17 protein-coding genes are annotated in these 18,140 nt (G+C 64.6%); 11 read left to right on the forward strand and 6 right to left on the reverse strand.

Annotation, left to right across the window (positions count from 1 at the left end):
- The first annotated feature begins 41 nt into the window (after positions 1-41).
- From ACA027_RS16525 to kynU (ACA027_RS16535), 3 genes are all read left to right on the forward strand, one after another.
- The gene (locus ACA027_RS16525; protein WP_370679290.1) at positions 42-1,415 is read left to right on the forward strand and encodes an esterase-like activity of phytase family protein; all 1,374 of its coding nucleotides are present in this window, start codon (positions 42-44) and stop codon (positions 1,413-1,415) included.
- A gap of 111 nt (positions 1,416-1,526) precedes the next feature.
- Entirely contained in the window at positions 1,527-2,171 is a 645-nt protein-coding gene (gene kynB, locus ACA027_RS16530; protein WP_370679291.1) for an arylformamidase, read from the forward strand.
- 91 nt (positions 2,172-2,262) lie between these two features.
- Entirely contained in the window at positions 2,263-3,567 is a 1,305-nt protein-coding gene (gene kynU / locus ACA027_RS16535; RefSeq protein WP_370679292.1) for a kynureninase, read from the forward strand.
- A gap of 158 nt (positions 3,568-3,725) precedes the next feature.
- Here the strand turns inward: kynU (ACA027_RS16535) and ACA027_RS16540 are convergent, their stop codons facing one another.
- A complete protein-coding gene (locus tag ACA027_RS16540; RefSeq protein ID WP_370679293.1) occupies positions 3,726-4,202 on the reverse strand; it encodes an Lrp/AsnC family transcriptional regulator in 477 nt (158 codons plus the stop codon).
- A gap of 129 nt (positions 4,203-4,331) precedes the next feature.
- Between ACA027_RS16540 and ACA027_RS16545 the strand changes: the two genes are divergently transcribed.
- The 3 genes from ACA027_RS16545 (at position 4,332) to ACA027_RS16555 (ending at position 8,285) form a co-directional block, all read left to right on the forward strand.
- A complete protein-coding gene (locus ACA027_RS16545) occupies positions 4,332-5,723 on the forward strand; it encodes an amino acid permease (RefSeq protein ID WP_370679294.1) in 1,392 nt (463 codons plus the stop codon).
- 84 nt (positions 5,724-5,807) lie between these two features.
- Positions 5,808-7,109, forward strand: a complete 1,302-nt coding sequence (kynU, locus tag ACA027_RS16550; protein ID WP_370679295.1) for a kynureninase — start codon at positions 5,808-5,810, stop codon at positions 7,107-7,109.
- Positions 7,110-7,649: 540 nt separating this feature from the next.
- Complete coding sequence (locus ACA027_RS16555; protein WP_370679296.1) at positions 7,650-8,285, forward strand: PolC-type DNA polymerase III; 636 nt, start codon at positions 7,650-7,652, stop codon at positions 8,283-8,285.
- 308 nt (positions 8,286-8,593) lie between these two features.
- On the opposite strand, the gene ACA027_RS16560 is transcribed toward ACA027_RS16555, so the two are convergent.
- Positions 8,594-10,009 (reverse strand): L-lactate permease, encoded by a 1,416-nt coding sequence (locus ACA027_RS16560; protein WP_370679297.1) that lies wholly within the window; start codon positions 10,007-10,009, stop codon positions 8,594-8,596.
- Between the two features lie 77 nt (positions 10,010-10,086).
- Here ACA027_RS16560 and ACA027_RS16565 point away from each other — a divergent pair, with 77 nt between their 5' ends.
- On the forward strand, positions 10,087-10,647 hold the full coding sequence (locus tag ACA027_RS16565; RefSeq protein WP_370679298.1) for a helix-turn-helix domain-containing protein: 561 nt from the start codon (positions 10,087-10,089) through the stop codon (positions 10,645-10,647).
- On the opposite strand, the gene ACA027_RS16570 is transcribed toward ACA027_RS16565, so the two are convergent.
- The 4 genes from ACA027_RS16570 to ACA027_RS16585 form a co-directional block, all read right to left on the reverse strand.
- Positions 10,644-11,042 (reverse strand): carboxymuconolactone decarboxylase family protein, encoded by a 399-nt coding sequence (locus ACA027_RS16570; RefSeq protein ID WP_370679299.1) that lies wholly within the window; start codon positions 11,040-11,042, stop codon positions 10,644-10,646. The two genes, ACA027_RS16565 and ACA027_RS16570, sit on opposite strands and share 4 nt — an antisense overlap.
- Positions 10,984-11,442 (reverse strand): MerR family transcriptional regulator, encoded by a 459-nt coding sequence (locus ACA027_RS16575; protein ID WP_370679300.1) that lies wholly within the window; start codon positions 11,440-11,442, stop codon positions 10,984-10,986. Before ACA027_RS16575 ends, ACA027_RS16570 begins: the two co-directional genes overlap by 59 nt.
- Before the next feature lie 170 nt (positions 11,443-11,612).
- Positions 11,613-12,632 carry a DNA-3-methyladenine glycosylase 2 gene (locus ACA027_RS16580; RefSeq protein WP_370679301.1) on the reverse strand — a complete coding sequence of 340 codons (1,020 nt, stop codon included), beginning with the start codon at positions 12,630-12,632 and terminating at the stop codon, positions 11,613-11,615.
- A gap of 36 nt (positions 12,633-12,668) precedes the next feature.
- Positions 12,669-13,586: a methylated-DNA--[protein]-cysteine S-methyltransferase gene (locus tag ACA027_RS16585; protein WP_370682610.1), complete on the reverse strand. Its 918-nt coding sequence runs from the start codon at positions 13,584-13,586 to the stop codon at positions 12,669-12,671.
- A gap of 129 nt (positions 13,587-13,715) precedes the next feature.
- On the opposite strand from ACA027_RS16585, the gene kynA reads away from it, so the two are divergent.
- From kynA to ACA027_RS16605, 4 genes are all read left to right on the forward strand, one after another.
- Positions 13,716-14,600: a tryptophan 2,3-dioxygenase gene (kynA, locus tag ACA027_RS16590; RefSeq protein ID WP_370679302.1), complete on the forward strand. Its 885-nt coding sequence runs from the start codon at positions 13,716-13,718 to the stop codon at positions 14,598-14,600.
- 526 nt (positions 14,601-15,126) lie between these two features.
- On the forward strand, positions 15,127-16,080 hold the full coding sequence (locus tag ACA027_RS16595; protein ID WP_370679303.1) for a hypothetical protein: 954 nt from the start codon (positions 15,127-15,129) through the stop codon (positions 16,078-16,080).
- Positions 16,081-16,366: 286 nt separating this feature from the next.
- A complete protein-coding gene (locus ACA027_RS16600) occupies positions 16,367-17,563 on the forward strand; it encodes an MFS transporter (RefSeq protein ID WP_370682611.1) in 1,197 nt (398 codons plus the stop codon).
- 79 nt (positions 17,564-17,642) lie between these two features.
- A complete protein-coding gene (locus ACA027_RS16605) occupies positions 17,643-18,026 on the forward strand; it encodes a VOC family protein (RefSeq protein WP_370679304.1) in 384 nt (127 codons plus the stop codon).
- Positions 18,027-18,140 lie beyond the last annotated feature (114 nt).

Consider the following 18,140-nt stretch of genomic DNA (forward strand, 5'->3'; position numbering starts at 1 on the left):
TGCCCATGGGCACCATGGCGGCTCTTTCTCTAGAGCCTCGCATGCATTCTCTCCCCCTGCACCGTATCGCTGCCGCCAGCCTGGTCGGCCTGTTGTCCCTTTCCGCCCTGGCCGCCGATGCGCCGGCCTATCCGGCGGTTCTGGCCGGTCACGCCGTACTGCCGGCGTTGAGCGTGTTGCCCGCACCAAACGATGTGCCAGCCGATCTGCGCAGCAGCGGCAAATACACCCAGATTCAACCCACGCGCACGCTGGCCAGCATCGAGGGCAAGTCCAATGGCCGGCCCACTGGCATCAAACTGCCTTTTGATGGCCAGCCGCTGCAAGGGCATTCCGGCGTCAAGCGCATGGCGGATGGCAGCTTCTGGATCATCACGGACAACGGCGCCGGCAGCAAAGCCAACTCGGCCGACTTCATGCTGCACCTGAGCCGCTACAACGTGGACTTCAAGAGCGGCAGCTTCCAGCGCCTGGAGACCGTGTTCCTGCACGACCCGGACCGCAAGGTGCCGTTTCGCATCACCCAGGAAGGCACGGAAAAGCGCTATCTGACCGGCGCCGACTTCGACCCCGAGAGCGTGCAGATCATCGGGCAGAACATCTGGATTGGTGAGGAGTTCGGCCCCTATCTGATCCAGGCCGATCTGCAAGGCAAGGTGCTGGCCGTGTTTGACACACTGGTCGACGGCAAGCCCGTGATCTCGCCCGACCACCCCAGCGCCCGCACACCGGCCGCGCCCGATGCCAAGCCCACCGTCTACCCCGTCAAACGCTCCAAGGGCTTTGAAGGCATGGCCGCCAGCCCCGATGGAACAAAGCTCTACCCGCTGCTGGAAGGCCCGCTGTGGAAGGCCCAGGCCGAGGCCGGCGGCGCCTACGAAAGCGAAAACGGCCACACCTATCTGCGCGCACTGGAGTTCGATGTGGCCCAAAAAGCCTGGACCGGCCGCCACTGGAAATACCCGCTGGAAAAGCCCACGCACTCGATTGGCGACTTCAATATGATCAACGCCACCACCGCCCTGGTGATCGAGCGCGACGACGGCGAAGGCACGCCCGACCAGGCCTGCCCGGCCGGCACCAAGCGCACGGATTGTTTTGACAGCCTGCCCAAGTTCAAGCGCATCTACAAGGTGGAAATGAGCGAGGCCAATGTGAACGGCCTGATGCGCAAGATCGGCTACATCGATTTACTCAACATCCAGGACCCCAAGCAGCTGGCGCGCAAGCCGCTGACCCAGGGCGTGCTGCAGTTTCCCTTCTTCACCATCGAGAACGTGGACGTGGTGGATGGCGAACACATCGTGGTGGGCAATGACAACAACCTGCCCTTCAGCAGCAGCCGTGCGCCCAACCAACAGGACGACAACGAGCTGGTGCTGCTGAACGTGCGCAGCCTGCTACAAGCCCAGTAAACCCTGCGGTCACTGCCGCTGGCCTGCGCACGCCGCAGAAGAAAAACGTCGATACTTCAAGCCTGCTGCCTTGTGGCCGCAGGCTTGTTTTTTTGCACGAGACACAGCCCCATGACTGCTTCCCCTTCCCGCACGCTCTGGGACATTTCCCCCGCCATCCACGCCGGCTCGCCGGTGTTTCCCGGCGACACGCCCTATAGCCAGCAATGGTGCGCCACCATAGGACCGGACTGCCCGGTGAATGTCAGCGCCATCCACCTCAGCCCCCATGTGGGCGCCCATGCCGACGCGCCGCTGCACTATGACCCGCAGGGCGCCAGCATTGGCGCTGTCGACCTGGAGCCGTTTCTGGGCCGCTGCCGCGTGATCCATGCCATGGGCTGTGGCCCGCTGGTGCAATGGCAGCACATAGAACACGCCATCACCCCCGCGCTGCCACCGCGCGTGCTGGTACGTACCTACCAGCGCGCGCCCAGCAGCTGGGACAGTGATCTGGCCGCCTATGCGCCCGAGACGGTGCAGCGCCTGGCCGATCTGGGCGTGCAGCTGATCGGCATAGACACCGCCAGCATAGACCCGGCCAGCAGCAAGACCTTGGACAGCCATATGGTGATACGCGCGCGCGGCCTGCGCGTGCTGGAAAACCTGGTGCTGGATGGGGTGCCCGAGGGCGACTACGAGCTGATTGCCCTGCCACTCAAGCTCATCGAGGCCGACGCCTCTCCCGTGCGCGCCGTGCTGCGCGCACTGACATAACCGAGAGCGCTCACCCATTTCAGCGAAATCTGCGTTTTACGCAGATGGGTACTGCGTGAGCAGCTATCAAAAAAAACAGAACCTATTTTCCATGCCCATCACCTTGCAAGACTGCCAGACCCTGGACGCCAACGACCCCCTGCGCAGCCTGCGCGCGCATTTCTCCCTGCCTGCGGACAAGGTCTATCTGGACGGAAACTCCCTGGGCGCCCTGCCCAAAGCCACGGCCGCGCGCATGGCCCAGGTGGTGGAGCAGGAATGGGGGCAAGACCTGATCACTGCATGGAACAAGGCCGGCTGGATCAACCTGCCCCAGCGCCTGGGCAACCAGTTCGCCCCCTGGATTGGCGCCGGAGCCGGCCAGGTGGTGTTCACCGACACCACCTCCATCAATCTGTTCAAGGTGTTGACCGCCGCAGCCCGCATGGCCCGCGCCGACCACCCCGAGCGCAAAAAACTCATCAGCGAGCGCAGCAACTTCCCCACCGATTTGTACATCGCCCAGTCCGTCTGCCAGGAATATGGCCTGGAGCTGGTGCTGCTGGAGCCCGAGGAGATTGCGGTCCAGCTGCAAAGCGATGTGGCCGTGCTGCTGCTCACCCATGTCAACTACCGCACCGGCGCCATGCACGATATGGCGGCCGTCACGGCCCGTGCCCATGCGCAAGGCATTGTCTGCGTCTGGGACCTGTGCCACAGCGCCGGCGCCGTGCCCGTGGACTTGCTGGGTGCCGATGCCGACTACGCCGTGGGCTGCAGCTACAAATACCTCAACGGCGGCCCCGGCGCCCCGGCCTTTGTCTGGGTCAACCCACGCCTGGCCAACCGTTTCTGGCAGCCGCTGTCGGGCTGGTTCGGCCATGCCGCCCCCTTCCAGTTCACACCCGACTACCAGCCTGCCCCCGGCATCAACCGCTATCTGTGCGGCACCCAGCCCATGCTCAGCCTGAGTGCGCTGCAATGCGGGCTGGATATCTTCACCGCCAGCGAGGCCCTGGGCGGCATGGCGGCGCTGCGCGAAAAGTCCCTGGCGCTGACCGACTTCTTCATCTTGCTGGTGGAAGAGCGCTGCCAGGGCCACGGTCTGGGCCTGGCCACCCCGCGCAGCCATGCAGCGCGAGGCTCCCAGGTCTGCCTGACGCGAGAGGAAGGACTGGGTGTGGATGGCAAGGACAGCGGTGCCTACGCCATCATCCAGGCCCTGATTGCCCGCGGCGTGGTAGGCGACTTCCGCAAGGGCGACGGCGGCAAACACCTGGACATTCTGCGCTTTGGCTTCACCCCGCTGTATGTGGGCTTTGAAGACGTGTGGAACGCCGTGGAGCATCTGCGCCAGGTGCTGGTGTCGGGTGAATGGAAGCGGCCCGAATTCAACCAGACCCATGCGGTGACTTGAGCCCCTGGGTCGCCTTCGGCGCCTTCCCCTGGAATAGGGAGACAAGGGGACGACGGCGGAGCGTAAGGGGCGGCCCTTGCTCGCTGTCTCTGGCCTGTGTCGCGCCAGTTTTTGGCAAACCCCGGGCACAGCCCTGCCACCAGCCACAGCACCGCCCGCTAGCACTCGGGCACGGGCAGGTGGTTGAACTGCCCCTTGAACTCCTGCAGCGAAAAATGCGTATGCACCTGGCGCACCGCCGGCAGGCGGTGCAGCCTGCGCTGCAGCAGCTCGGAATAGGCATCGAGATCCTGGGCCACGACCACCAGCAGAAAATCGGCAGCCCCGGAGATGCCATGCACCATGAGCACCTCTGGGATCTCGCAGACCGCGGCTTCAAAAATGCGTGACGCCTCTTCGTTTTGCCGGTCTATGCCCACCAGCACAAAGGCCAGCACGCCATAGCCCAGGGCACGCCGGTCCAGGCTGGCGTGGTAGCCGCTGATCACGCCCTCATCTTCCAGCCGTTTGATGCGCCGCCAAGAAGGCGACTGCGACAGATTGACCCGCTGGGCCAGCTCGCCCGAGGTCAGTCTGGCGTTGTCGCGCAGCGCCTGGATCAGCAGGCGGTCGGTCTTGTCCAACTCGATAGGCATAGATCACCTTTTAATGCATTCACTCGAGAATAAGTTATCCAATATTTTGCATACATAGGGATAACAATTAACGTCTATAGATGATCGACGCATAGCATCCACTCACCTTAAACCACGGGGAGACCATGCATGTCCGCCTTTGAAGACATCGTCCGGCGCGAGTCCGGGCTCAAACAGCAACTGTCTGCAGGACAGATGGCCATGATTGCCATTGGCGGCGCTGTCGGCACAGGCCTTTTCCTGGGCAGCGGCTTTGCCATCGGCTTTGCGGGCCCCAGCGTGCTGCTGAGCTACGCCATAGGCGCACTGATTTCGCTGTTGCTCATGGGCTGTCTGGCAGAGATGACCGTGGCCCATCCCACCTCGGGCTCGTTCGGCGCCTATGCCGAGCACTACATCGCGCCCTGGGCCGGTTTTCTGGTGCGCTATGCCTACTGGGCTGCCGTGGTGCTGGCCGTGGGCACCGAAGTGACGGCCGTGGGCCTGTACATGGGTTATTGGTATCCCGATGTGCCGCGCTGGATCTGGGTGGCCTTGTTCTCGGCCGCACTGATCGCCGTGAACATGATGAGCGTGAAGGCCTTTGGCGCTGTGGAATACAGCTTCTCGCTGATCAAGATCGTTGCCATCGTGGCCTTCATCCTGGTCGGTGCCTGGGTGGTGTTCGGCGCACCCACACCCGGCGTCGGCTTTGCCAACTATGTGAACAACGGCGGCTTTTTCCCCAACGGCCTGTGGGGCACCTGGGTGGGCGTGGTCATCGCCATCTTCAGCTATCTGAGCATTGAAATGATTGCCGTGGCAGCGGGCGAGGCCAAGGATCCGCAACGCGCCATCACCAGCGCCTTTCGTTCGACCATGGTGCGCCTGGTGGTGTTCTACCTGGCCACGATTGCCTTGATGCTGGCCATCGTGCCTTGGGCACAGGCGGGCAAGAACGGCAGCCCCTTTGTCACCGTGATGCAGGCCACCGGCATACCCGGCGCGGCCGGCATCATCAACTTCGTGGTGTTGATTGCGGCCTTGTCGGCCATGAACAGCCAGCTCTACATCACCACACGCATGATGTTCAGCCTCTCGCGCGCCGGCCATGCACCCGCCGTGCTGGGCCGCGTCCATGCCAACGGCGTTCCTCTGCCGGCCCTGCTGCTGTCCTGCCTGGGCATTGCCGTGGCGACCATCTTCAACATCGTCAATCCCGAGCAGTCCTTCATGCTGATGATGGCGGTGTCCATGTTTGGCGCCATGTTCACCTGGTTCATGATTTTCGTGACGCATCTGTTCTTCCGCACGCGCAGACAGCACCTTGGCCGCGAAGCCACCAGCTTTCGCATGTGGGGCTTTCCGGCCACCACGCTGCTGGGTGCCGCTCTCATGTTCGCCGCCCTGGTGTCGACGCTGTTCACCGATGTGTTCCGCCTGACGCTGCTCACCGGCATCCCTTTCTTGTTGGTGCTGGCAGCCGTCTACAGGCTGTGGTATCGCAAGGCCCCAACCGTGCAGCTCGCGCCGCAGGCCTGAGGCACAGACCTAAGGCGCAGAGCACCAGAAAAACCGCTGCAGCCCTTTCTAGCAAAGCGCCATCAGCTATCAAAAAGGAAAGAAATGATCACATTGCAAGACTGCCAGGCCCTGGATGCCAAGGACACATTGCGTGCATTGCGCGCACATTTTGAATTGCCCGATGGCGTGATTTATCTGGATGGAAATTCATTGGGTGCCCAGCCCAAAGCCGCCGCTGCGCGTGCACTCCAGGTGGTGCAACAGGAATGGGGCAAGGGCCTGATCCGCTCCTGGAACGACGCGGGCTGGATCAGCCTGCCCACCCGGCTGGGCGACCAGTTCGCCCCCTGGATTGGCGTGGATGCGGGCGAGCTGGTGTTCACCGACACCACCTCCATCAACCTCTACAAGGTGCTCACGGCCGCAGCCCGCATTGCGCGCGAGGATGCGCCCACGCGCAAAAAAATCATCAGCGAGCGCAGCAACTTCCCTACCGATCTGTACATCGCCCAATCGGTCTGCCAGGAATACGGCCTGGAGCTGGTGTTGCTGGAGCCCGAGGAGATTGCGGACGCACTCACCGAAGAGGTGGCCATCTCCATGCTCACCCATGTGAACTACCGCACAGGTGCCATGCTCGATATGGCGGCCATCACCGCAGCCGCCCATGCCAAGGGGATTTTGTGCGTCTGGGACCTGTGCCACAGCGCAGGCGCCGTGCCGGTCGACCTCAAAGGCGCGGATGCCGACTTCGCCGTGGGCTGCAGCTACAAGTACCTGAATGGCGGCCCCGGCTCGCCGGCCTTTGTCTGGGCACACCCACGTCTCATCAACCGTTTCTGGCAACCGCTGTCGGGCTGGTTCGGCCATGCCGCACCCTTCCAGTTCACGCCCGACTACCAGCCCGCCCCCGGCATCAACCGCTATCTCTGCGGCACCCAGCCCCTGGTCAGCATGAGCCTTTTGCAATGTGGGCTGGACGTTTTCACCCAGACCGAAAAATACGGCGGCATGCGGGCACTGCGCAGAAAGTCGCTGGCGCTTACCGATTTGTTTATCGCCTTGGTCGAGCAGCGCTGCGCAGGATATGGCCTGGGACTGGCCACACCCCGCGAGCACAGCCAGCGAGGCTCCCAGGTCTGCCTGACGCGAGAGGAAGGCCTGGGCGTGGATGGCAAGGACAGCGGTGCCTACGCCATCATCCAGGCCCTGATTGCCCGCGGCGTGGTGGGTGACTTCCGCAAGGGCGACGGCGCCAAGCACCTGGACATTCTGCGCTTTGGTTTCACGCCGCTGTATGTGAGCTTTGAAGACGTGTGGTGTGCCGTGGAGCATCTGCGCCAGGTGCTGGAGTCGGAGAAATGGAAGCGCCCCGAGTTCAACCAGATCAACGCGGTCACTTAAGCCCCCCTGAGCCGCCTACGGCGGCATCCCCCCAGGGGGACGACAGCCTCGCTTCGGGGCGGCCCTTGCTCGCTGTCTGCTGGCCTGCGTCGCGCCAGTTTTTTGCGCAGCACCCCAATCAAGTACCGGTGTTTAGTGAGGCGTGCCATGGGCACCTCCTGAGTTTGCTTCGCCGGAGGATGCCTGCCTCGCTTCGGGGCGGCTCTTGCTCGCTGTCTGCTGGCCTGTGTCGCGCCAGTTTTTTGCGCTGCACCCCAATCAAGTACCGGTGTTTAGTGAGGCGTGCCATAGGCACCTCCTGGGTTTGCTTCGCCGGAGGATGCCTGCCTCGCTGCGGAGCGGCCCTTACTCGCTGTCTGCTGGCCTGTGTCACGCCAGTTTTTTGCGCAGCGACCCAATCAAGTACCGGTGTTTAGCGTAAAGCGTGGCGGGGTTCCAGGCAGGCCTTGGTGTAGGCCTTTGCGGGTCGTCTTGAGCCTGCGCCGCGCCAATTTTCTAGACTATGGGGTCGTACAACGCTCACAGCTCACCGAGATACCCATGCCCCAGCGCATTGCCATTCTGGACTTTGAAACCACGGGCATGAGCCCGGCCCATGGCGCGCGGGCGGCCGAGGTGGGCATTGTGTTGATCGAGGGCGGCCGCATTGTGGACCGCTACCAGAGCCTGATGCATACCGGCCAGCACATGCCCTGGAACATCACCCAGCTCACCGGCATCACCAGCGCCATGCTGCAAACCGCACCGCCGGCCGAGGCCGTGATGCGCGAGGCCGCCGCCTTTGTGGGCAGTGCGCCCCTGGTGGCCCACAACGCTTCTTTCGACAGCAAGTTCTGGGTGGATGAGCTGCAGCGCGCCGGCTGCGAAGCCCCCCATGCCTTTGCCTGCACCGTGCTGCTGTCGCGGCGCCTGTATCCCGAGGCGCCCAGCCATTCCCTGGGCCGCATCGTGCGCCACCTGGACTTGCCCCCCGCCGACAAGGCCCACCGCGCCCTGGCCGACGCTGAAATGACGGCCCATTTGCTGCTGCGCATGCAGGCCGACCTGCAGCGCCGCTGGCATATTCCCAAAGCCGATCACGCCCTGCTGCAACAGCTGCAGATCTGCCCCAAAAAACATATGGGCACGTTGCTGCAGCGGCTGTCCGATGCACATATCCAGCCTGCGCTTTTTTGACTGCGCCTCCCTGAAAAACAGCCCCAGGAAAGCCAGGCGTGAGATCCGGGCTTTGAGATGCCTGCAGGAGCGGGGGTCTCCAGCGCAACAGGCACTCGTCCCACCCCACAGCGGCCAGACGGCGCTTCAGGCGCGGCGCGCGCCCGCAGACAGTGCATGTGCACGGCAAGGGCGCGCAACAAAGCATCAAGCGTCGTATGGCCGTCTCAAAACAAGGCGGCATTCAAGCCGTAAGGCTTGAGAAGGCCTGTGCCAGCCAATACAGCCGCCTCACGCATACCCCCTGCGTTGCGTGAAACCTCGGCGTTTCAACGCAGCGCGAGCATCACATTCAACATGGCCATCACCGCCACGGCCGCCATATCCACCAACAGCACCTGCCGCTGCACCAGCCGGCGCTGTGCCAAAGCCCCCTCCGGCGCCAGATGACAGGCCATCTCAATCTTACCGGGCGAGGCCATCAGCAATAGCGAGGCGCTGACGTTGTGCACCGCCATAAAGGGCAGCACGGCCACGCCCAGCGCCTGGGCAATCTCGGCCTGGGGTGCTGCAAACATGGCATTGGCGCCCGTGTTGGAGCCCGTCACAAAGCCACCCAGCGCTCCCACAAAGGGAGCAGCAAACACATACAGGCTGCCGCCCTGGTCCAGCGCATGGGCCAGCTGGGCCGCCATGCCGGACACCGCCATCAGCACGCCCAGCACAATGAACAAGCCGGTGACCGGCGCCACCTGCCCCCAGGAGCACAGCACGCGCTGCCCCACCTCGCTGCCCGGGCGGCCGCGCGCAAACCACAGCGCCGCCACAAACAGCCACAGCGCGGGCGAGGCCAGCAAATGCCCCATACCTGTCCATTGCAGGGCACGCACCACCACGCCAGCCAACAGCACCCCACCCAGCAACACACCATAGGCCTGCAATGCCCGCCAGCCCAGGGAAGGCAGGGCAGCAGGCTTTGGCCCACCCCGGTTGCGGCGCCGCGCCAGCCACAGAAACAGCACAATCATGGTCAGCGCGCCCAAGGCACCCGCTGGCGGCGTACCCACCACGGCATTGGCCAAGGCCACCGCCGCCGTCAGCAACAGGCCGGAGCCCACGCCCTGCAACACGGCCTGCCCTCGCTCGCCCGGCGCACTGGCCAGCCAGGCTGCCACGGCACCGGTCAGCACAAAAGGAATGGCGCTGACCCAGGCCGAGGCCAGGCCCAGGGCATCCAGCGGCAACCCGGCCATGGTGGCGGCAATCAAGGTGCCCGGCCCCATGGACCCCCAGGGCACGGCGCACAGGCCCAGCAGCCCGATCACCGCCACCTTGCGCGCCGGCAAGCCGTAATGCGCCAGCAACGGAATGCCGATGGTGATGCCTATGCCAAAGCCCGTGAGGGACTCGGCAAACGGCGTGACGCCATGCACCACCAGCAGCACCGCCCCCACGCCCGAGCCGGTCTGCCCCAGCACCCACTGCGCCAAGGCCTTCTGCGCCCCCGCCACCCGCAACACCTCGGACAGCAGCAGACCACCGCCGACAATCAACACCACCTCCACCAGCACGGGTAGCCACATGTCCATGGCCTGGCCCGCCTGGGCCAGCCTGAGCGGGAAAGCCAGGGCCACGCCGCATGCAGCCGCCAACACGCCCCCCAAGGCCGCATACAGCGAACGGGCACCGCAGACCAAGGCCACAATCACGACCACGACGGGCAGTGCACTGAGCAGCAGATACATTGAAGTCACCTTGCACAAATATTTCTTATGAGAAATTTTATTTGCACATAGGAAATCCCACAAGACAGGAAACCACTTTGAACACCGCCGAATCCGAACCCGATGTGCAATTTGGCCTGGCCGTGCGTGCGCGCCGGGCGCAGCTGGGCATCACCCTCGACCAGCTGGCCACGGCCAGCGGCGTCTCCCCCGGCGCGCTGTCGCGGGTGGAGCGCGGCCTGCTCAGCGTGAGCCTGCGCAATGCCATGGCGATTGCCCGGGGGCTGGACTGCGAGCTCAGCGAACTGGTGCAGCAGCCCGTGGCCCAGGTCACGCGGGCCGGCGACTATCTGCGCTTTGTGGACGACAACACGGGCGTGGAGCGGCTGGCCCTGGCCCAGCCCACGCCGGGCATCAGGCTGCTGCAGTACAGCCTGCCGCCGGGTGCAACCTCCAGCCATTTCGCTGCCCACCGCACGGGCACACGCGAGGTGTTCCACATCCTGGCAGGCCAGGTGCGGGTGTGGAGCGGCACGGAATCCACGCTGCTGCAGGCCGGAGACACCGCCACCTTGGTGATGGACACCGAGCACCATTTCCGCAATGAAGGCGAGATAGCCGCCAGCCTGATGCTGCTGGTGATCAGCCCGGGCGGCTAAGCCTGGGCCGGCATCTCACCTTGGGCAAACACCTCCTTGGCTGCAAACAAGCCATTCAAGGCCGCAGGAAAGCCGGCATACACCGCCATTTGCATGATGGTCTCGACGATTTCCGTGCGGCCCACGCCCACGTTGAGGGCGCCCTGGATATGCACCTTGAGCTGGGGTGCGGCATTCCCCAATGCGGTCAGTGCGGCCACCACGGCGATCTCGCGGCTTTTCAGGTCCAGGCCGGGGCGGGAGTAGATGTCGCCAAAGGGAAACTCGATCAGATAGCGCGCAAAGTCCGGGGCAATGTCCTCCAGGCTGTGCAGCACGCGTTCGCCGGCTTCGCCGTCAATTTCGCGCAGTTTTTCCAGCCCGCGCTGGTAGCGGTCGTTGGTGTGCATGGTCATGTCCTTTTTCAGCAGGTGGTGAATCCGTTGCCAGGGACTGCTCATGGGCAAAGTAGTGCGCGATCTTGGCCCGCAAGGCCGTAGCGGCCCGGCGCTGGGCCGCAATGTCGGCCAGCACATCTTGCAAATGCGCCTCCAGCATCTGGCGGCGCGCGGCCACCGTGGCGTCCCCCACGCCACGCAGCTGCGCAAACACCAGCATCTGGGCGATGGGCATATGCGTTGTGCGCAAGCGCAGCAGGAATTCAATCCAGGCCATGTCCGAAGCCGCATAACGCCGCTGCCCACCAGGCGCACGGCCAACCGCTGCGATCAGGCCTATACGCTCGTAATAGCGCAGGGTGTGGGCCGAAAGGCCGGTGCGCTTTGCGACTTCGTCGATGCTCAGAAGGGATTCCATGGGACGATTCTCGAAATTGGAGTGCACTCCAAGTCAAGCAGCTTCTAGGAGACGGCTTGCATCTTTTGGTTAAAGACCCCGTCAGCCCTTATGGCAAAAGCACAGACTGCTCTTCATTTTGAAGTCGCGCTTTTGAATTCGTGTTTGGGAAGTCGCTCCGGTGAGATCGCTCAATAAGCCTTGGCCGACAGCGAGGCCCACAAATGCGCGGCCACCAGGGCCCGCCAGGGTGCAAATTCCAGCAGCCAGTCGCGGGTCTGGGCCTCGGTGACACGCTCCACGCCCAGCAGGCCAGCCAGGGCCTTGCGCACGGCCACATCGCCGTGCAGGCTGCCATCGGGCCAGCCCAGGCCGCGCAGCAAGGTGTAGTGCACGGTCCATGGGCCTATGCCGAGCACGGCCAACAGTTGCTGGCTGGCGGCGTCGATCTGGGCCGCCGTCATCTGCCCGGCATCGCTGGCGCAGGCCCAGTCCTCTATGGGCAGGGCGCCGCTGTCCACCAACACGGCCAGGGCCAGCAGGGCCCGCGTCTTGGACTGGGAATAGCCAGCGGCGCGCAGCCCGGCCTCGCCCAAGGCCACCACCTGGGCGGAATTGGGATAGGTCCGCAGCGGTGATTGGCTCTCTGTGCCCGGTACACCGCCCAGGGCCTGCCCTGCGGCGCGAATCAGCCGGCGGCGCAGCGTCACGGCGGCAGCCACGCTGATTTGCTGACCGGTGATGGCCCAGGTCAGCGCCTCCCAGGCAGTGGGCGCAGCCGGCACATGCAGGCCGGCCTGGGCCCGCAGCAAGCGGCCCAGCTGCGGGTGTTGGGCATGGGCCGCCTCCAGGGCTGCGGGGGGATAGGCCAGGCCCAGCATGCGGCGCACGGTGCCCGCCCAACGCGCCTGGGTGTCTGCCGATATATCGGCTTGTGGCTTCTGAGGCAGGTGCAGGGTGGCATGCAATTGCAGCGGGGCCTCGCGGCCTGCAGCAGCGCCCTCCCAGCACAGCTCCAACCAAGCCGGTTGGCCCTGCCAGTCCAGGCCTTTGCGCAGCCGCATCTGCGGCCCCTGTTGATCCAGCTGCTCGGCCAGCTGTTCGCTGTCGCGCTGGTGAAAGCCCAAGAGCTCCTGCCAACGGTAATCGGGTGGCAAGGTCTGCACATGCAGCAGCGGCTGCCAACCGTTTTGTTCAAGCTTTTTTGCCATTGCACGCAGACTGTATCTGCACAGAAAGCTATGGTTTTAAAACAATCCTGGCAGCGCCAGATGTGGATCGCGACCGGCCTGCACCGCCTCGCGCAGCAGCAGGGCGCGTTTGCGCTCCACACCCCAGCGGTAACCGGAGATGCCGCCGTCATTGCGCACCACGCGGTGGCAGGGAATGGCCACCGCCACCGGGTTGGCCGCGCAGGCGCCGGCCACGGCGCGGCTGGCACTGGGCTGGCCTATGCGCTGGGCCAGCTCGGTGTAGCTCACGGTCTGGCCTGCCGGAATGGCCCGCAAGGCCTGCCACACACGTTGCTGAAACGCCGTGCCCTGCACATCCAGCGGCAGGGCCAGTCCCTGTGCAGGCCGCTCCACCAGGGCCGCCACCTGGGCCATGGTGCTCTCGAAAGCCGCATCGCCCCCGACCAGCTCGGCCCGGGGAAAGCGGTCTTGCAGCCCATGCACCAGGGCCTCGGCGTCATCGCCCAGCAGCACGCAACACACCCCCTTCTGCGTGGCCGCCACCAGCAAGCTGCCCAACGAGCATTCGCCCACGGCAAAGCGTATGGTTTGCTGCGCGCCGCCGGCGCGGAACGCAGCCGGCGCCATGCCCAGCATGCGCGGCGCATCCTTGTAAAAACTGCTGCTGGCGGCATAGCCGCTGCCATAGACCGCATCGGTGACCGAGTCCGACCGCCCCGGCTGCAGCGCGGCCTGCACGGCGCGCGCGCGGTGGGCCTTGGCATAGGCCTTGGGCGTCAACCCCGTGGCCTGCTGGAACATGCGGTGCAACTGCCAGGGACTAAGCCCCACACGCTGCGCCAGCTCGGCCAGCGCGGGCGGGGCATCGCCTTCCAGCCAGCGGCAGCAGCGCGCCACCAGGGCGGCGCTGCCGGCCGTGGTGGGTGCGGTGGAGACAGCGGATGCGGCGGGGGCGAGTTGGGCGGTGGTCATGGCATTCTTTGCAGCAGGCATGGGCGCACTCTAGCGCGCTGTGCGCGCCTGTGCCTCCACGTTCTTGCAGGCCGCATATGGGTTACGCTTTGCGCTGTTTGACCGATTGCCCCACAGCCCTACCACGCCATGACCACCGAATCCTCCGGCTGCCCCTTGCACGGCAGCGGCCGCCCCGCCTCCATCGTCCACGAAGAAAAAGCCCAGCTGGATTTCAGCCAGGACATGAGCTATGGCGACTATCTGCAGCTGGACCAGATTCTGTCCGCGCAAAAACCGCTGTCGCCCGCGCATGACGAAATGCTGTTCATCGTCCAGCACCAGACCAGCGAACTGTGGATGAAGCTGATGCTGCACGAGCTGCGCGCCGCCACCGCAGCCATCGCCAACCCGGCCCAGGACAGCAAGCCCGAGGCCTTCAAGATGCTGGCCCGCGTCTCGCGCATCATGGAGCAGTTGGTCAACGCCTGGACCGTGCTGTCGACCATGACGCCGCCGGAATACTCGGCCATGCGCCCCTATCTGGCCAACTCCAGCGGCTTTCAAAGCTACCAGTACCGCTGCATCGAATTCTCGCTGGGCAACAAGAACGCCGCCATGCTCAAGCCCCATGCCCACCGCAGCGACCTGCTGGACCAGGTGCAGGCCGCCTATGCGGCCCCTTCGCTGTACGACGTGGCCCTGCAACTGCTGGCCCGCGAAGGCATTCACGTTCCGGCCGACCGCCTGCAGCGCGACTGGACCCAGCCCTATGAAGCCAGCGAGGGCGTAGAGCAGGCCTGGGCCCAGGTCTACCGCGACCCGCAGCGCCACTGGGACCTGTACCAGCTGGGCGAGAAGCTGGCCGACATCGAAGACGCCTTCCGCCTGTGGCGCTTTCGCCATCTGACCACGGTGGAGCGGGTGATCGGCTTCAAGCGCGGCACCGGCGGCACCGGTGGCGTGAGCTATCTGAAGAAGATGCTGGACGTGGTGCTGTTCCCCGAGATCTGGAGCGTGCGCACCGCGCTGTGAGAACCGGTTCAAAGCAGCACCCTGACGTGATGCCTCCCAACAGGCGCCAACGCGCCCACCCCACACCCCTCTGAATTGCCTCAGCCTCCATGCCCCGGCATGGAGGCACCACGTACCAAGCCCCGCACACCCATGGTGTGCGGGGCTTTTTGCTGCCTGCACATCTGGGCAGGCCTGGGCACAGCCCTGACAAAACAGTGCGCCTGCAGCGGCGCACTTTCGGATCTTTCTGAAGCACAGCAAACGCCTGGCTTGCCATCCTCAAAGCCATCAGGACAGGACGCATTCCGCCGTCCATGCCCATCTCCCTGCCCAGGCTCGGCGCGCTGACACCGGCGCGCATGCAGGTGCCCTCCGCGCCACCACTGCCGCCCTGCGCACGGGATGTGGCACGCGCCTGCATTCCAGCCCGGAGATTTGTTGCATTGCCACGCCCCAGCCTGCCTGCTTTTGACCCCGTGATCGTTATTCCCCCCGGCACTTCAGCCAAGTCCACGTATTGCGCCTGCACTGAGGAGGCCATGTGATGCACACCATGCCCGCATCTCAGCGTTATGTGCGCCGGTTGGTGTATACCGTGGCACAGCCGGATTGGAGCGTTCTGGAGCAGGGGCCTCGTCCATGGCTGTGCCTGCATGGCGGCCACAGCGAAACCCTTCAACAAGAGGTGCGCAGCATCACCAGACACCTGGACCAGCAATGGGTTTGGCGCGGCATGGACAAAAAACACGCGGCCTCGCTGCTGGTTCCGCTGGATGAGGCACTCCATGCCCACGCCATGGAGCACTGGTTCCCCCAGCAAACCGGCCTGATCGTGCTGGGGCCGGAGGATGGCCGCAGCTTGCTCCGGCATTTGCAGCGCCTGCGCACGGTGGTGGCGTCCGATGGTTTTCCTGTTCCATTCAGCCTGCACGCCATGCGTGCGCTGGAAGAGCTCTGCGAGGCCTTGCCGGCCGAGCGCCTGGCCAAGCTGTTCGGACCCATAGAGCGCTTGATCTGGCACACAGGCGATATGGCAAGCGGGGAATACTTGTGCGCTGCGGCCCCATGGACAGCCCCGTCTGCCACGGCGGATGCGCTGCCCAATGCAGAAACCAGCGAGGCGGCCATCAGGCTCACGCAGAGCGACGAGGCCGCGCTGGAGCAGGCCAGCCACGCCTGGTTTATGCGCGACTGCGCACGTGAATTTCGCCAGCGCTTTTCGGCCTATGGCCTCCCGGACCAACAGCCGCAACTTTGGCGGTATCTGGCCCAGTTCACCCATGAAGCCAGCGAGGAGCTGGGCTTCTCCACCGAGCGTGATCTGCGCCACTACATGGCCTTGCGCTTTGCATACCCGCCATCGTGCTTTGCCAAAGACTCCGCGCTGTGGGAGCTCTTGATGGCAAGGCAGCTGGACAGCCAGCAGCGCTTGTCCGCAGCACAGGAGCAGTTGCAGGCATGGGCGCTGTTGCAAGACATCTCTTGCGAGCAGCCATAGGCTGACACGGCGGCCCAGCATGCGCTGAAAGAGGCAAGCGCGGAGTGCCTGGCGAAACAGGGGGAAACAAGGAGCAACAGGGGGCAATTCCCCCAGGGCGCGTGGATGATCTCAGAGCGTGTTTACGATCTCTGGCCCGCGCCCCTGCGCGACAGCGCGGGAGCAAGGTTTTCGCTAGGCTTGCGCCCCAGGAGATTTCCCGCCCGTGCCCGCCGATACCCCCACCGCTGCCTCTTTGGCGCCCCCTGCCCCGCCGCGCCCTGATCCCAGCTTGCTGCTGTGGACCATGCTGCTGTCCCTGCTGTCGGCCTTTGCGCTGAGCCAGGCCTATCGCACCATCACCGCCATCATCGCCACGGGGCTGATACAGGACTTTGGCATTTCCTCCCAGTCGCTGGGCGCATTTGCCGGACTTTTCGGCCTGTCCTTCGGCGTGGCCCAGTTGATGATGGGCATAGGCATGGACTTGTATGGCCTGCGCCGCACCGTGCTGCTGGCGTTTCCACTGGCCACCCTGGGTGCAGCGCTGTCGGCACTGGCGCCCAGCTACGGCTGGCTGATGCTGGCGCAGCTGCTGATTGGTGTGGGCTGCTCACCGGTGTTTCTGGCCAGCACGGTATTCATCTCGCGCCACTTTCCCAGCGAACGCTTTGCCTTCTTCTCGGGCATGGGCATGGGCGTGGGCGGCCTGGGCCTGCTGTTCACCGGCACGCCCCTGGCCTGGGTGGTGCAGCATTTCAGCTGGCGCACCGGCTTTGCCCTGCTGGCGGGCTTGTCGCTGCTGTCCTGGCTGTTGATTTTCTGGCGTGTGCACGAGCCGGCCCTGCCCCAGCATGCCCAGCAGCCGCGTGAAACCTGGCTCCAGGCCCTGGGCCGCTTTGCCGCACTGTTCAAGCTGCCGCATACCCTGGGCATTTTGATGCTGGGCATGTGCTGCTATGCGTCCTTTTTGTCGCTGCGCGGGCTGTGGCTGGGCCCGCTGCTGATCGATCGCTATCAGTTCTCCCTGGTGGAAAGCGGCAACGTGGCCCTGGTGGTGTCGCTGGTCTCGCTGTTCACCCCGGCCCTCTTCGGCCGCCTGGACCCTGGCCCCATTCGCCGCCGCCAGTGGCTCAACCATTTCTCGTTGCTGATGGCCTTGCTGTTTTTGCTCTTGGCCTTTTTGCACCATGCCGCCGCCAACATCGCGCTGATCTTGCTGATGGGCCTGGTTTCGGGCTATGGCATTTTGCAATATGCCGATGTGCGCTCCTCCTACCCACCCGAGCTCACGGGCCGTGCGCTGTCGCTCTACACCATGGCCATGTTTCTGGGCGTGGCGCTGATGCAGTGGCTCACCGGCCTCGTGGCCGCCTGGGCCGAGGGCCGCGGCATAGAGCCTTATCAGGCGGTGATGGTCAGCATTGCCTGCATGCTGGCAGCGGCCTCCACCGCATTCCGCTGGCTGCCCAGCTCACCACTTTTGGCGCACAGCAAAACATGAGACAGCCCTGCGGCACACTGCCTGCATAGACTGTGCATGCTGCAAAGCATGCAAACCATTTTTACAAGGAGACCACCCCATGTTCAGCCACATCATGGTTGGCACCAACAACCTGGATGCCGCCCACAACTTCTACAACAGCCTGCTGGGCACCCTGGGCGCCAAGCCCGGTTTTGTGGACCGCCACCGCATTTTCTGGCGCCATGCCGGCAATACCTTCAGCGTATCGGTGCCCATCAATGGTGAGCCGGCCAATGTGGGCAACGGCAGCACCTTTGGTTTTGCGACCGAGTCCATCGAGCAGGCCAATGCCGCCCATACGGCCGGCCTGGCCGCCGGTGGCGTGACCTGCGAAGACCCACCCGGCTGGCGCGGCGAAGGCAAGGGCGCCATGTACCTGGCCTATCTGCGCGACCCGGACGGCAACAAGATCTGTTTGGTGTATCGCCAGCCGAAAGCTTAAGCCCCCCTGAGCCGCTGCGCGGCTTCCCCCCAGGGGGACGGCGGCCTCGCGGCGGGGCGGCCCTTGCTCGCTGCCTCTGTCCCCGGGCTGCGCCAGTTTTGCGGGCTTGGGGCC

The organism is Comamonas sp. GB3 AK4-5 (assembly GCF_041320665.1).
In the GTDB taxonomy this organism is placed as follows: Bacteria; Pseudomonadota; Gammaproteobacteria; order Burkholderiales; family Burkholderiaceae_C; genus Comamonas.

What these genes read in the sequence shown, in the direction of transcription:
- ACA027_RS16525 (WP_370679290.1), top strand. Translation starts at nt 42, where the DNA reads ATGCATTCTCTCCCCCTGCACCGTATCGCTGCCGCCAGCCTGGTCGGC.
- kynB (WP_370679291.1), top strand. Translation starts at nt 1,527, where the DNA reads ATGACTGCTTCCCCTTCCCGCACGCTCTGGGACATTTCCCCCGCCATC.
- kynU (WP_370679292.1), top strand. Translation starts at nt 2,263, where the DNA reads ATGCCCATCACCTTGCAAGACTGCCAGACCCTGGACGCCAACGACCCC.
- ACA027_RS16540 (WP_370679293.1), bottom strand. Translation starts at nt 4,202, where the DNA reads ATGCCTATCGAGTTGGACAAGACCGACCGCCTGCTGATCCAGGCGCTG.
- ACA027_RS16545 (WP_370679294.1), top strand. Translation starts at nt 4,332, where the DNA reads ATGTCCGCCTTTGAAGACATCGTCCGGCGCGAGTCCGGGCTCAAACAG.
- kynU (WP_370679295.1), top strand. Translation starts at nt 5,808, where the DNA reads ATGATCACATTGCAAGACTGCCAGGCCCTGGATGCCAAGGACACATTG.
- ACA027_RS16555 (WP_370679296.1), top strand. Translation starts at nt 7,650, where the DNA reads ATGCCCCAGCGCATTGCCATTCTGGACTTTGAAACCACGGGCATGAGC.
- ACA027_RS16560 (WP_370679297.1), bottom strand. Translation starts at nt 10,009, where the DNA reads ATGTATCTGCTGCTCAGTGCACTGCCCGTCGTGGTCGTGATTGTGGCC.
- ACA027_RS16570 (WP_370679299.1), bottom strand. Translation starts at nt 11,042, where the DNA reads ATGACCATGCACACCAACGACCGCTACCAGCGCGGGCTGGAAAAACTG.
- ACA027_RS16575 (WP_370679300.1), bottom strand. Translation starts at nt 11,442, where the DNA reads ATGGAATCCCTTCTGAGCATCGACGAAGTCGCAAAGCGCACCGGCCTT.
- ACA027_RS16580 (WP_370679301.1), bottom strand. Translation starts at nt 12,632, where the DNA reads ATGGCAAAAAAGCTTGAACAAAACGGTTGGCAGCCGCTGCTGCATGTG.
- ACA027_RS16585 (WP_370682610.1), bottom strand. Translation starts at nt 13,586, where the DNA reads ATGACCACCGCCCAACTCGCCCCCGCCGCATCCGCTGTCTCCACCGCA.
- kynA (WP_370679302.1), top strand. Translation starts at nt 13,716, where the DNA reads ATGACCACCGAATCCTCCGGCTGCCCCTTGCACGGCAGCGGCCGCCCC.
- ACA027_RS16595 (WP_370679303.1), top strand. Translation starts at nt 15,127, where the DNA reads ATGCACACCATGCCCGCATCTCAGCGTTATGTGCGCCGGTTGGTGTAT.
- ACA027_RS16600 (WP_370682611.1), top strand. Translation starts at nt 16,367, where the DNA reads ATGCTGCTGTCCCTGCTGTCGGCCTTTGCGCTGAGCCAGGCCTATCGC.
- ACA027_RS16605 (WP_370679304.1), top strand. Translation starts at nt 17,643, where the DNA reads ATGTTCAGCCACATCATGGTTGGCACCAACAACCTGGATGCCGCCCAC.